This is a genomic window from Paraburkholderia phytofirmans OLGA172, from assembly GCF_001634365.1.
Lineage (GTDB): Bacteria > Pseudomonadota > Gammaproteobacteria > Burkholderiales > Burkholderiaceae > Paraburkholderia.
On record NZ_CP014579.1, the window covers coordinates 3123571 to 3136607 of the forward strand.

10 protein-coding genes are annotated in these 13037 nt (G+C 58.8%); 7 read left to right on the plus strand and 3 right to left on the minus strand.

Annotated elements, in window-relative coordinates; translation table 11 throughout:
- Positions 1-39 precede the first annotated feature (39 nt).
- Complete coding sequence (locus AYM40_RS33845) at positions 40-543, minus strand: DUF4399 domain-containing protein (RefSeq protein WP_063500297.1); 504 nt, start codon at positions 541-543, stop codon at positions 40-42.
- Between the two features lie 441 nt (positions 544-984).
- Here AYM40_RS33845 and AYM40_RS33850 point away from each other — a divergent pair, with 441 nt between their 5' ends.
- On the plus strand, positions 985-2997 hold the full coding sequence (locus AYM40_RS33850) for an SUMF1/EgtB/PvdO family nonheme iron enzyme (RefSeq protein ID WP_063500298.1): 2013 nt from the start codon (positions 985-987) through the stop codon (positions 2995-2997).
- Between the two features lie 17 nt (positions 2998-3014).
- Here the strand turns inward: AYM40_RS33850 and AYM40_RS33855 are convergent, their stop codons facing one another.
- The gene (locus tag AYM40_RS33855) at positions 3015-5168 is read right to left on the minus strand and encodes a serine/threonine protein kinase (protein ID WP_063500299.1); all 2154 of its coding nucleotides are present in this window, start codon (positions 5166-5168) and stop codon (positions 3015-3017) included.
- A gap of 415 nt (positions 5169-5583) precedes the next feature.
- Between AYM40_RS33855 and AYM40_RS33860 the strand changes: the two genes are divergently transcribed.
- From AYM40_RS33860 to AYM40_RS33885, 6 genes are all read left to right on the plus strand, one after another.
- Positions 5584-5865, plus strand: coding sequence for a hypothetical protein (locus tag AYM40_RS33860; RefSeq protein ID WP_063500300.1), 282 nt, complete (start codon positions 5584-5586; stop codon positions 5863-5865).
- A gap of 88 nt (positions 5866-5953) precedes the next feature.
- Positions 5954-6238 carry a hypothetical protein gene (locus AYM40_RS33865; RefSeq protein ID WP_063500301.1) on the plus strand — a complete coding sequence of 95 codons (285 nt, stop codon included), beginning with the start codon at positions 5954-5956 and terminating at the stop codon, positions 6236-6238.
- A gap of 183 nt (positions 6239-6421) precedes the next feature.
- Positions 6422-6649, plus strand: coding sequence for a hypothetical protein (locus AYM40_RS33870; protein WP_063500302.1), 228 nt, complete (start codon positions 6422-6424; stop codon positions 6647-6649).
- Between the two features lie 486 nt (positions 6650-7135).
- Positions 7136-7420, plus strand: coding sequence for a DUF3303 domain-containing protein (locus AYM40_RS33875; protein WP_063500303.1), 285 nt, complete (start codon positions 7136-7138; stop codon positions 7418-7420).
- Positions 7421-7439: 19 nt separating this feature from the next.
- On the plus strand, positions 7440-9080 hold the full coding sequence (locus tag AYM40_RS33880) for an MFS transporter (protein ID WP_063500304.1): 1641 nt from the start codon (positions 7440-7442) through the stop codon (positions 9078-9080).
- A gap of 972 nt (positions 9081-10052) precedes the next feature.
- Entirely contained in the window at positions 10053-11312 is a 1260-nt protein-coding gene (locus AYM40_RS33885) for an acyltransferase family protein (RefSeq protein ID WP_063500305.1), read from the plus strand.
- 576 nt (positions 11313-11888) lie between these two features.
- Here the strand turns inward: AYM40_RS33885 and AYM40_RS33890 are convergent.
- On the minus strand, positions 11889-13001 hold the full coding sequence (locus AYM40_RS33890) for a glycosyltransferase (protein ID WP_063500306.1): 1113 nt from the start codon (positions 12999-13001) through the stop codon (positions 11889-11891).
- Positions 13002-13037: the final 36 nt, after the last annotated feature.

Here is a 13037-nt window from a genome sequence, read left to right on the forward strand (position 1 = left end):
CTCCGTCCTGACGGACCCGCTTTGAACGAACGGGACGCGCTAGTCTTTTAGTACGGTGATGGTGATTTTCTTCGAATACACCGGCGGCACATGCGGCACGTGGTTGTGGTCGCCGAGAATGAGCTGCAAGGTGTGCTTGCCTGGCGGCAACTCGATGCGCGCGTCGGTCTCACCCGCACCGAAATGCAGGTGATTGCGGTCCGACGGAATCTCCTGGTCGAGCGGCGGCAGGTCGGTGTCGATCAGCAGATGGTGATGCCCGGTGTTCGGAACCGCGACACCCTTCGGGCACACGCCCATATTGCGCAGACCCATGCGGACCCAAAGCTTGCCGCCGTGAATCACCGCGCCGTCCGACGGCCAGATGATGTATTCCTCGGCGCCCGGCGGCGAAGGCGTTTGTTCGGCAAGCGCGGAGCCAGACAGTGACGCGATGCCGAGCAAAAGAAAAAGCGTGGCGCACCAGGCGATGCGGGACGCTGCGAGCGCCGCCTTTGTTCCTTGACGTATGTCGAGCACGCCAAGTCTGAGGGTTCTTCGCATTGCGCACGCTCCCGAAGAATGGTCATAGCCGCCTCGGCTGCGCAAAGCGCAAGCCGGACGCTCCGGCTGGATGTCGCGGGCACTCGCGTCGTTTCACGTGGGTTCACGTGGCGGGTTCATGTCGCGGGTTTGCGTCGCGGGTTTGCGTCGCGGGTTTACGTCGAGGAGCGGCGGCATTATTAAAACGGGCGTACTGCCCTACTTTGTGAATTAGCTTAGGACGTAACTTGCCAAAAAGATACGCCACACTCGTTAACCGTATAACGCACTGACGACGCGCGGATCATTGTGACGTGCAAACCGCGTGCTATCGTTGTTCATAGGTTGTCGATGGATTGCCGATAGCGGTATCGATGCTGCGCTCGATCCATCCGGACGACTGCTGTGGGCGTCGCGGTCGTTGAATACCTATGTTCTGTCCGGAACAAACAGGATACGAATATGTGGCGAACATTCCTGCTGGTGTGCATGGCCGGGGCAATTCAGGCGCATTGGGGCAGCGTTTATGCCGCGGCGCAGCGTGACGGCGCGGAGTATGGCGCTGCCGCTACGCGTACGGCGGCAACGTTCATCGCGCCACTCGCACTGCGAAAAGACAACCCGCAGCAAGCGCGCATTGCGCTGGTGATCGGCAACGGCGCGTACGGCGATCACGCAGGCCCGGTTAGCGATAATGCGCCGCGCGACGCTGAAGCCATGCGCGACACGCTGCGTGCGCACGGCTTCGACGTCATCATGCGCACCGATGCGACGGCGCAGGAAATGCGGCAAGCCATCAGTGAATTCCGCCAACGTCTGCAAGACGGCGGCACCGGCCTCTTCTATTTCGCGGGACATGGCTTGCAAATCGGACGGCAGACGCTGCTCGTGCCAGCCGGCATCAATGCACGCGCGCCGGCGCGGGTGGTCAGCGAGGGCGTCGATTTGAATACCGTATTGCAGACGATGCGCGCGCCGCGTGCCGGCGCACTCAATCTCGTGATTCTCGATACGTGCCTGAACAATCCCTTCTCCGCTGACGTATCACTCGATACGGCCACGCTGCCCGCCAATACGCTGGTCGCTTACGCGACGGCGCCAGGCGGGTTTGCAGCGGACGGCACGCACCACGGCGTGTATACGAATGCATTGCTGCGCGCGCTCAACGACACTTCGTCGACACAGGATCTTGCGGGATTGTTTCAACATGTCGCGACGCGGGTTAGCGAGGTTACTGGCGGCGAGCAAACGCCGTGGATCGCGTCGTCGCTTGCGTGGGACGCGCGTCTGACCGAGCCGGCATCTCGCGCGGCTACTGTGGCGCTCACATCCGCTACCAACGACGGCGCGGTTGTCGCGCTGCGCAGCCGAGGCATTCTGCCGAAGGACAGCAGCGAGCAATACGAAATCACTTTCTGGAATTCCATCAAGGACAGCAACTATCCCGGCGATTACGAGGCTTATCTGAAGGCCTATCCGAACGGCCGCTTCGCCACGCTTGCCCACGCACGCATTGACCGGCTGCACGCCGCGGCATCGGCGAGCGCGCCACCTGCTTCGCCTGCTGCCACGCCATCTGTTGCACCGCCGGTTGCACCGTCACCACAAGCCGCGCGGCCAACTCCACCCGCAAGCGCGCAGCCGCAAGACCACCCGCACGCTGCTGCACCGCCACCGACGACAACTACGACGACCGCCCCATCCGCTGCCCCTTCCACACCGGCAGTCGCGCAAAAGCCCACGGCGCATCCACCCGTCGCTGGCGAAAGCCGCGATTGCGCCACCTGCCCAATCATGGTCGCCTTGCCTGCGGGCGCATTCCCGATGGGCAGCAACACCGACGACCCCTCCGAAAAGCCCGTCCATCACGTGACCATTGGGGCGCCGTTCGCGATCGGCAAATACGCAGTGACCGTCGAGCAATGGAATGCGTGCGTGGCCGCGAACGCCTGTCAAAAGCTCACGCCCGAAAGCAATACGAACAAAGCGGCGCCGGCACGCGACCTCAGTTGGGACGACGCGCAACAGTACGTGAAATGGCTGAGCAAAACGACCGGCAAACCCTACCGCTTGCCCACCGAAGCCGAATGGGAATACGCGGACCGTGGCGGCACCACGACGGCCTACTGGTGGGGCGATCAGATGCGCAAGGGCAACGCCAATTGCAAGGACTGCGGCGATCCCTGGCACAAGGAAGGGCCCGAGACCGCCGGTTCGTTCGCGCCGAATCCGGTCGGCTTGTATGACATGAACGGCAGCGTCTGGGAATGGGTCGCCGATTGCTGGCACAACTCCTACCAGAGCGCGCCCGCCGACGGCCACGCATGGGACAGCCCCAGTTGCGATATGCGGGTGATTCGCGGCGGCTCTTGGCGCGAAGGCGGGAGCTATATGCTGAGCGCGACACGCTTCAAGTACAGCGCAAGCGTGCGCCAATCGCAGGATGGCTTCAGGGTGGTCAAGGATCTTAAGTGATGCTCCCGGCGCGTCGCTTAAGGCGTGCGCGGCTTGGTCGTGATCGGCGCGAAGTCCGCGACGATATGATCCTGGCCGAATTTGCCGGCGATCTGCGCGAGTCGCATATTCAGTGCGCGCAGATAATCGGCACGTGATTCGCTTTCGGGGCGCGGCTTGTCGAATAGCTGCGCCGGCGTAATCAGAAGCACCACCATCTCCGATCCAAACGGCTTCGAAATGACCCAGTCGCCCGCGCTGCCGATGGTGGCCGCATAGTGCGGGGGCGCCTGATTGTCCTTCGCACGCGGACTCGGCACCATGTGCACGACGCTGCCGTCGAGCTGATAGTAGTCGAGGTTCACGTACGAGTCGTAGCCTGGTGTCGTCACGTCGACGACTAGCGGATCGCCGTCGCTCAACTGTCCGCCGGGCGGCCGCACATGCAGCGACGCAACGTGCCCTGCTTGCCAGTTGCGGGTCCAATAGGGAGCGAGTGCTTTGATCGTGTCGCATTTGTCGTCGGCGAGCGGCTCGACTTCCAGCGCGAGCGTATCGACGCCCGGCAATGCCACCAGCGTATCCTTCAGATGCGCCGCGCCGTAGCGCTGCGAGACGTAGCCGCGCACCGTCAACGAATGATCCTGTGCCGAAGCGGACAGCGCCGAACACGGCACCTGCGCCAGCACCGGCGCGACGGCGGCTAAGGTCAGCGCGGGTTTCGGCGCGAGCGGCGCGGGCGGTGCGGGAGGCTGCGCTGTGCCCCCGGCAACCGGCGCGGCAGTTGACGGTGGCTCAGGCGCACTCGCTACCGGTGCGGCAGCAACAGGCGTCGCCGCCGAAGCCGCTTGATCCGCAGACGCCTCCGAAGTAGTCGCAGCCGGCTGTGTCCCGCTCTGACGATTTGGCGCCGACCGCAAAGCAAACACGCCGACAACCGCCGCACACACCACCGCCAACCCCGCGAGCCCGGCCTTCGCCAACGTGCCCGACTTCTCCGCGCGCGCTTCGTTGTCGAACTCCGCAATAAAACGCGCGACACTCGGCATGCGCGTGTTTCGATCGAACGACAGCGCAGCCCGCAACGCGCGCCACTGCTTCGCATCGAGATTGGACGGCCGCTGCGGCTTAAAATCAGCATTGCGCGCCTGTGTCGCCGACAACCGGTCGAACGGATGGTGGCCCGTCAATAGCTCATACGTAATGCAGCCGAGCGCATAGATATCGTCGCGCGGATCCGGCTCGCGATGCTCGATCATTTCCGGACTCGCATACGCAGGCGTCAACGCGCCGAGACTGCCGGGGTCGAACACCGTGGCATCGGTCTCCTCCTCCGGCCGCTGGAACACGCGGGCGATGCCGAAGTCGATCACTTTCACTTCGGCATTCGTCGTGAGAAAGACGTTGGCGGGCTTGAAATCGCAATGCACGAAGCCGTGTTCGTGCGCATAGGCAAGTGCATTGCACATGCCGCGCACAATCGGCAGCGCAGCGCGAACTGGCATTCCCTTATAGCCCGGCGTGCGCAATAGCTGGCTGAGCGGCTTGCCGGTGAGGTACTCCATCGTCAGGTAGACGATCGGTCCGTCGCGGTCGAAGTCGTACACCGCGATGATGTTGCGGTGCGCGAGCACCTGCGCCTTGCGCGCCTCGCGTTGCAGCGCGACGAGCGAATTCGGGTTGCCGCGGAACTGGACGTTGAGCACCTTGATCGCAACATACGGCTTGCGATCCGACGCTTCGAGCTTGCGCAAATCGAGCGCCTTGTACACCGTGCCCATTCCGCCGACACCCAGACATTCCTCGAGAACGAAACGGTTGTTCAGCGTATCGCCGGTGCCTTTGATCTGATCATGTCCCGGCGCGCCGGCGGCGCTCGCTGCACCTGCCGAGCTTGCTTCGCTCGCCCCGCTCGCCGAGCGTACCGACGGTATCTCGACGGTGGTCTGCATGCCGGTTTCCTCGCCGCCCGCCGCCACGTTCGAGACACGCAACTGTTCAATGCGCCGACGCACTTCGGTGTAGAGATCGTCGGGCAGCGGCGATTTTCGATGTGCTACGCCGAGCATTTCCAGCAGCTGTGTGGGACCGAGTCCTTCGGTCGTCAACGTGCTGTCGAGTTGGGCGACGAACTCGTCACGTGACAGCTCGCCGCTCTGATAGTCGCGAATCACATGCGCAAGGCTAGCCATTTGTGCGAAGCGCCCCCGCTGCCGTTGGGCCGGATCGCATGCGACCGGAGCCTTTCGGGCTGATAGAAAACCTGTCGTAACCAGTTACATGTGCCGCTTCGATACTAGCTCCCGGTCTGAGCTTTCGCAAACCAGGATTGCCCCGCTGCGAGCACTGCCGGCGAGTGTCTTGCGACATCCAACAGAATCCGGCGCGTTGTTGGGTGCGCGCCATCAGCCGCCAGTCTCCGGCTAGTGGCCATACTATCGCTTCGACGCGGCGGTGTGACGCGAAAGCCTTGTGCATCAAGCCTCCACCAACTTTCTTAGGAGCCGCGAATAAAACTGGCACAGCCCATGCGTTAGTGACACTCGAGCAGACAAGATGCTCGAACCCAACCGCAAGACTGTGATGTTCCCTTCCAGGAGATTTACCATGAACACGCTGATGATCAAAGACCTGTCCATCACCGAACAACTCGACAGCAAGGCCATGAGCGCCGTGCGTGGCGGCTACGGCTACGGTTACCCCAGCACGTCGTACTTCAACTTCAGCCCGGTGGTCGCGCCGAACAACAGCAAGACTGTCGACGCCACGCAGTTGATCAGCAACGCGATGAACATCCAGAACGCCAACGGCAACAACGTCGCGTTCGCAGCGGGCATCACGTCGTCGATCAACCCCAGCGTCACGTCGAGCAACAACATTCACGTTTAAAGTCCGATTCGGCGAAGCGGAGAGGCCCTCGGCAATTTCCGCTTCGCGCCGATCACGCCCGTCTTCCGCGCACCTTTGGAGAATCACCATGTCATCCCTCATGATTCGCGATCTATCCCGCACCCGCGAACTCGACCGCCGCGCAATGTCGGCAGTGGCCGGCGGCACCGGCAGCAGCGTGCCCGGCCTGCCTTCGGTGGCCGGCCTGAGCGGCATTGCCAATGTCAACGTCTCGGTGAACCAGAACCTCAGTCAGATACAAAACGTCAATGTTGCGGCGCTCAATAACATCGGCGTGATCGGCGCGGGCTTCGTGCCGCTGCATCTGAATGTCAGCCCGTCGCTGTGGGGCGCCAATTACGCCAATGTTTAACTGCGTGCAATAGCGAAGGGCCGGGGGCTTCCCTTCTGCTGCCTGGTCACATCCAACAGGCGAGCTGCAAGCAGATTTCCTATACTGATAGTGCGACGAGACCTCTCTACACTTAAAGACACACCCGGGCCGCGGCCGGAAAATCGCACCGGCCGCCGGCTCGAACGCTTCCCTGGAGCCGCCATGGCAAAGCTCGTTATCAAGGACCTCACCGACAGCGTCGAACTCGACCGCCAGGCGATGGCCGCTATTGTCGGCGGCGCGCGGATCGGTGCGCACGCGAGCGTCGCCGTGCAGGTGGTGCCGGGTTCCGCGCGCGTGGTCGACTATCCACCGGGTTTTCCCGCAGCGCATCAGGCGATAGCCGATGTTTCCGTTGCTGCCGTGCCGCGCAATTTGTCGCGCAGCTAGGCCTCTGATCGGACACTCGTAGCAACGGCACGCGCTTAACGCGCGTGCCGTTTTCGTTTGATGAATCGGCGTTTGTTCCGCATGCCATTCGCCTGCGTGCAGGTCGTGCCGGCACACGGCATGGCGTGCTTCGAACCAGATCGATACCGACATTGTCGACAGCCGTATTAAGAGGTCCTTCTTGTAGGACGCGCGAGACGCCTGCAATTGGAAACGAGCGAGCCCTCCACGCTATTCCGGCAGCGGACGAATTGTTCGATTGACCTGGTGAATGTCTGCACGCGGCGACGTTAGCGACCGTGCACTCACCTATGATGTTTAGGACGCCGCGTGGTTTTATGCCGTTCGCCGATAGGACGTGCTATCCGGACAGCCTCCTGGCGTAGAAGTGTTGGCGGCGCAAGGCATGCAAAAGCGTCGCACAGCGCGAGCCGCGGTGAAGACGCGCCACGAGCCGGCATCGCCAATTCATATTGGAGACACGCTATGAAATTCATCGTGCAATGGAATGGCCTGCCGACGGCGGAAAACTCCGTCATCGAGCGCTTCATGAAAACCGGCGGCCAGGCGCCTGAAGGCGTCAAATTGCTGGGGCGCTGGCATGCAGTCGGCGGATTGCATGGCTTTGCGGTCGTCGAGGCGGAAGATACGCGCGGACTGGCAGCACTGGCGCTCGAATGGGGCGATTTACTGACGATGAGCGTTGTCCCGGCGATGACGGACGAAGAGCTCGGCGCGGCATTGGGCGCGCAACAGGCCGCGCGCAAGTAAGTGTGCAAGTAAGACGATCATGACGCCCAGTCTCGACACGCCTCTACCCAGCGGACAATTGCTGCCGTTTCGCGAGTCGCTGCTGGCGATGCTCGGTGTCGCCTTTGTCTCGATGCTGGTGGCGCTCGATCAAACTATCGTCGGCACCGCGCTGCCGCGCATCGTCGCCGATCTGAAGGGCTTCGATCTGTACGCATGGGTCGCCACGGCTTACATGCTGGCTTCGGTGATCACCATTCCGATCTTCGGGCGGCTGGGTGATTTGTTCGGCCGCAAGCCGTTTTTGATCGCCGCGATTCTGTTGTTTACCTGCGCGTCGGTATTGTGCGGGTTTGCCACCAGCATGCTGTTGCTGGTGATTTCGCGCGGATTGCAGGGGATAGGCGGCGGCATTCTGATCGGCACGGTGTTCGCCACTGTCGCCGATCTGTTCCCCAATCCGAAACTGCGGCTGCGTTGGCTCGTGTTTGTCACGTCCGCGTTCGGCATCGCCAATATGGTCGGGCCGACGCTCGGGGGCATGCTCACGCAATACGGCGGCTGGCGGCTGGTGTTTTTCGTCAACGTGCCGGTCGGCCTCGTGTCGCTGCTGTTCGTGCAGCGCTTTTTGCCGCCGCTGCATCACCTGCGGAGCAAGGACCCCGTGCGGCTCGACTGGCTTGGCGCGTTCGTGATCGCGGTCACTTTCGGCGCGCTGCAATTGCTGATCGAATTGTTTCCGAAGTATGGCGTCGACACGATAACGATCGTGCTGGCCGTCGTCGCGGCGAGTTTTGCAATGACGCTGTGGCTATGGGAGCGGAGGATCAAGTATCCGATCATTCCGGTGGATATGCTGTTGGATCGCAAGCTTTCCGCGCTCTTTGCGATGTCCGTGCTCGGCGGCTTCGCGCTGTTTTCGCTGGTGTTTTATGTGCCGCTGCTGTTTCAGGGCGGCTATGCGATGTCTGCGCATGACTCGGGCATGTTGATTACGCCGCTGCTGCTCGGTACGACGGTCGGCAGTGTGGTGAACAATCGTATCGTCACACGGATTCGCCGCGCGAACGGCATTATGTATGTGGGTTTTGCGCTGTCCGCGCTGGCGTGTCTGAGCGTGATCGTGCTCAGAGGTACCGAGCCGCATCTGGTGTGGATGTCGTGCATGGGCATCAGCGGGCTTGGGCTCGGTCTGGTGGCGACCAGTCTGACTGTCTGTTCGCAGCAGATCGTCGCGCGTGATCAGATCGGTGCGGCGACGGCGTTGCTGCAATCGTTGCGTACTTTTGGGGGGATGCTGGGTACGGTGATGACCGGTGCGTTGCTCGGGCATCTTTATACGCAGGGGGTGCATCGTTCGCTCGCCTCGTATCAGGCGACGCAGTGGTTCAAATCGTTTGCGAGCCCGGAGTTGTTGGTGGATCGTGCGGAGCAGGCGGCGTTGATTAATCGTCTGGTGAGCGCCGGGCATGCGGGCGATGCGATGATGAATTCTGCGCGGGATGCGCTTGTGCAGTCGATTCATATTGGGATTCTGGTGGCGGGTGGGGCTGCGTTGGTTGGGTTGTGTCTGGCGTGGTTTGTGCCGCCGGTGAGGATTGGGTATGCGGAGGGGGAATTGGTGGTGGGTGGGGGAGCGGAGCAAGGTGAGGGGAATGCGCCGCGGGGGAATATGCTTTAGGTGGGGCTCACGTTTCGCCACCGCAATAATGGTGTGCGCAACGAATGACCTGACGCTGTCACGCCACCCAGTTACATCCATCCTCTGTTTTTCTACCTGCGTTTTGGGGTTCGGAGGCACTCACTTGCGCCGTTTAACACGTGTCATGCCGAACCGATCTCGCGAGTAAAAGCACCCTTTTTGAAGGCCCGGCAAGGCACCTCTTGAAATCCTTCCGCAATCGAAATAACCCTGAAATAAAGGACAATTCGGCGCCGCTTGCGCACCTAAGACCAACTCGTTTTCAACCACGCGCGCATAGAACAAGGCCAAAGCTAAATAACGAGGTCTTCCGGGGTTCATGCATGACAATGGATGAAGACATTGCGCACGTGGCGCGTGTGATGGCGCCGTCTTTGCGCGCCTTTCGTGGTGAACCTGTGCTGCCACCAGCATATTGGCGAAAACGGCTACAACGCATACAGGATGAATTCCTTCTGACCGAATTGCAAACGTTTCAGATCGAACGTTTGCCGTGGAGTTGGATCGGTTTGAGGTGGAGAGGGGACAGGGGACAGGGGGAGAGGCATTTAGTGCGCGGCCAGAGTACTGGAGTTCCGGCATTAAAGTCGTACTCCTGACATCAACATTCCGGCATGAGACGTCGAGAGGTGACAGTATCTTGCTTCGATGCTTGCTCAGACGGAAATTCGAACCGTCGTCAGTTAAGAGCGCGGTTAAGAGCGCGGTTAAGAGCTCAGTATCTGCCAGTTCGGGCCGATTCAGGAGCGACGGTATGGATTGACCGCATTTTTCGCTCCGAAGATAAATCGTGGCTTAGCCGTTGCTGGAAGAGTAACCGGGAGAGACCTCAAGCTTTCGCCCACCAGTCCACGTGGTTCGCAACTCCCGTTCCACACAAATCCCTCAAATGATTGAAGCTGCCGACATTAGCGTTACTGCTCGATAGTCTATGCCTGGCAAACCAATGGCATGAATTTTGCGTATTTTTGCGGTCTTTGGAAAATCAAAAACTGCGAGCAGACCACCATGGCCAATGAGCAAGAAGGAAAATACGACTTTATCGACGCGCTAAGGGGATTTGCGATCGTGGTAGTCATAGTTCATCACGCGATGAGGGCAGTTGCGCTGCACAGCGCGATGGGAAAGCCCGGTCTGATGTCTTCTTGGTTGCAAACATATTGGGCAGATGGCGCGCGGGGCGTTCAACTTTTCTTCGTCATTAGCGCTTTGACCCTTTGCCTGTCTGCCGCCAAGCGATCGACGGACGCGTTTCCGTGGACCGATTTTGCCATCCGTCGCCTGTTTCGAATCGCGCCGATGTTTTACGCTGCGTTCGCGTATTTTTGCTTTTGGCCCATGTTCAGGGGGAAATTCGGAACAGATATACCAAGTCTTTCGAACATCCTCACCACGCTCACCTTTGTCAACGGTTGGTTTCCTGCGTTCATCACCTCACACGTGCTAGTGCCTGGCGGTTGGTCGGTCAGCATGGAGATGTCGTTCTACGCTATCTTTCCGGCACTGTTCATTGTGGTCCGCACCCTACGGCGGTCACTGGCCGCGCTGTGCGTTTCCCTCGTGCTCACATTCGTCGCCAACCGTCTTTTGCTTTCGAACGGAAGTAGCGGTAACCGGCTGGATTTGGAAACGTTTGCTTTCTTTTGGCTTCCGAATCAGCTGCCGGTATTCATAAGCGGTTTTGCTCTATATCACGTTCTCTTCGGACCGCGCTCAGCTGCAGTAGTGACGTGGCTGCAAGAGCAGCCTCGATATCTTCAAGCTGCCGAGATAGCGGTGCTGGTCGTTGCCCCATTTATGCCATTTTTGCACATCCCGGGCATCCCTTCACACTTCCAGTACGCGATTTTTATCGCGTTAGTGGTTACTCTGCTTCGTTTCAGAAGATCGACAGTTCTGGTGAACAAGGTGATCTGCTTTGTTGGAAAGATTAGCTACAGCGCGTACCTGATCCACTTCGCAGTACTTGCACGGGTCATACAGATTTTGAACACGCGAGGCTTCAACGGTACTTTGTCCGCTGACGAGTACTGGTTGATACTGAGCGTCGCAACTGTAATCGGAACCGTAGCCATTGCTACTATCACACATCGTTTCATCGAAGAGCCAGGCCAGCGAGTCGGAAAGCGTCTGATAGACACACTCGTGGCAAGACGAACCACTGCTCAACGTAGACGCAACGCAGTCTCGAAAGATGCAGCGATATGGTAGAGCCCATTCCCTAGTAAATATTTCAGTCGATCCTAACGAATTGAATCTCCGTTATGCCACTCTGGAATCAGATCAAGAGCTAGAATTTACGCGAAAGACTACCAAAATGCTCATACCTGCGACGGTCCGTGAGGTAACGTACCCGTAATGTTACGCGTAACACAGCCCCCAGAAGAGACTAAATTCCATGTCTGTGCTCTACGACTGAACTCCCCCTCGGTACGGTGTCGAGTGCATGCGGTTCCCCTCTTCCGGCTTTCACGCGAAAAAGACCCGCTCGAAAGCTGCCCAAAACGATTTGTTGTATCCTTCGCGCTTGAAAGGTTAAGCCACAGCCTCTGCGACCGCTCAGCAAATCGGCGAAGTCTACCTATCATTCGAAGAGACCGCTGTGGAGAATTTGGCTCAACAGATAGTGACGGCCCACCCGCTGACCACGAACCTATTGACATAACTTCGAAGACGCTCCGGGCAGTCCGCATCGGACCCAATACAAGCATAGGCACCCAAATAGCCCGCCGTGATTTGCGCACCATCATCGGCAGTGTTCAGCTCGACAGAACAGCCCCGACGCAATCAGATTCGTATGCTCGAGACATCTTTCAACGTTCTTTCCCAGTCGGGTACGATCCGGTCGAACGAGAAATCGGCGGCTCGCATTTTACGAGCCTGCTTCGTTTCGGATGTGTCTACGGCGCTCAGGCTTTCAATAAGCGCGTTTGCGAAAGCCTCCACAGAGTCTGCAGGAACAAGTTTTCCGTGCAGCCCCCCGGAAAGCACTTCAGCAGGCCCGGAGGGGCAGTCAGTAGAGACGATTTTAATACCCAAATATAGAGCCTCGATCAACACTGTAGGCAAGCCTTCGAAACGCGACGACATAGCCAGAACCGAAGCCCGTGACATCGGTAAATAGGGACTCTTGAAGCCTGGCATAAGTACGCGCCCGCTCAGTCCGAGTTTCACCACCCTTTCTTCCAATGCCGCGCGCTCCTCTCCCTCCCCCAAGATTACAAGTTTAAACTCAGGAAATTGTCTTGAAACAATAGCGAACGACTCCAGAAGCAAGTCAAACCCTTTCTGCCAGGTTAGGCGGCCAACAGCCAGGATGAAGGGTCTGTTAAGCCACTGCTCCACATCGCGATTACTCAATATTTGATCGATCCGCTCCAAGTTGACGGGGTTGTTTAAAATTCTGATTTTGATTGACGCCCATGGATAAATCGAATTAAGACTTTTCGCCACGCCATCACTAACAGCAACAATAGCCCTCGAGAATCGGATGTTAATTGAAAATAGCGCCTTGTAAATTAATCTAACAAACCAATTTTTCCCCGCCAGAAAAACAGCCAAATCTTTGTGAAGCCACAGAACAACTGGGCGCCGGAAAATTAGTCCAAGAATTATGGATACTATATGCGTCTTGATCTCGAGCGCTCCAACCAGGACATCGCAATCACGTATCGCTTGCAATAATGGGAGGTAATTTCCCGTTTGCGCCACAACCGATCGCCCAATTTTCACGAGGTTCGATGGTAGGTCATGATCGACGCGACACGCATTAAGTAAGTGGATTCTCGCTGCCCCACCGCTCGCCACAATGCCACTGACAACGTTTAATGTCACCAGTTCGGCGCCACCCCCACGAATATCTTGCATCAAAAATAGCGATTTCACTTTTTCACCAGTCATAATCAATCGTCTTTTTTAATATAACGAACTCGCCGA

Bases quoted from the DNA above. Each gene is read 5' to 3' on its own strand.
- AYM40_RS33855 (WP_063500299.1), bottom strand. From the start codon at position 5,168: ATGGCTAGCCTTGCGCATGTGATTCGCGACTATCAGAGCGGCGAGCTG.
- AYM40_RS33885 (WP_063500305.1), top strand. From the start codon at position 10,053: ATGAATTTTGCGTATTTTTGCGGTCTTTGGAAAATCAAAAACTGCGAG.
- AYM40_RS33880 (WP_063500304.1), top strand. From the start codon at position 7,440: ATGACGCCCAGTCTCGACACGCCTCTACCCAGCGGACAATTGCTGCCG.
- AYM40_RS33850 (WP_063500298.1), top strand. From the start codon at position 985: ATGTGGCGAACATTCCTGCTGGTGTGCATGGCCGGGGCAATTCAGGCG.
- AYM40_RS33870 (WP_063500302.1), top strand. From the start codon at position 6,422: ATGGCAAAGCTCGTTATCAAGGACCTCACCGACAGCGTCGAACTCGAC.
- AYM40_RS33890 (WP_063500306.1), bottom strand. From the start codon at position 13,001: ATGACTGGTGAAAAAGTGAAATCGCTATTTTTGATGCAAGATATTCGT.
- AYM40_RS33860 (WP_063500300.1), top strand. From the start codon at position 5,584: ATGAACACGCTGATGATCAAAGACCTGTCCATCACCGAACAACTCGAC.
- AYM40_RS33845 (WP_063500297.1), bottom strand. From the start codon at position 543: ATGCGAAGAACCCTCAGACTTGGCGTGCTCGACATACGTCAAGGAACA.
- AYM40_RS33875 (WP_063500303.1), top strand. From the start codon at position 7,136: ATGAAATTCATCGTGCAATGGAATGGCCTGCCGACGGCGGAAAACTCC.
- AYM40_RS33865 (WP_063500301.1), top strand. From the start codon at position 5,954: ATGTCATCCCTCATGATTCGCGATCTATCCCGCACCCGCGAACTCGAC.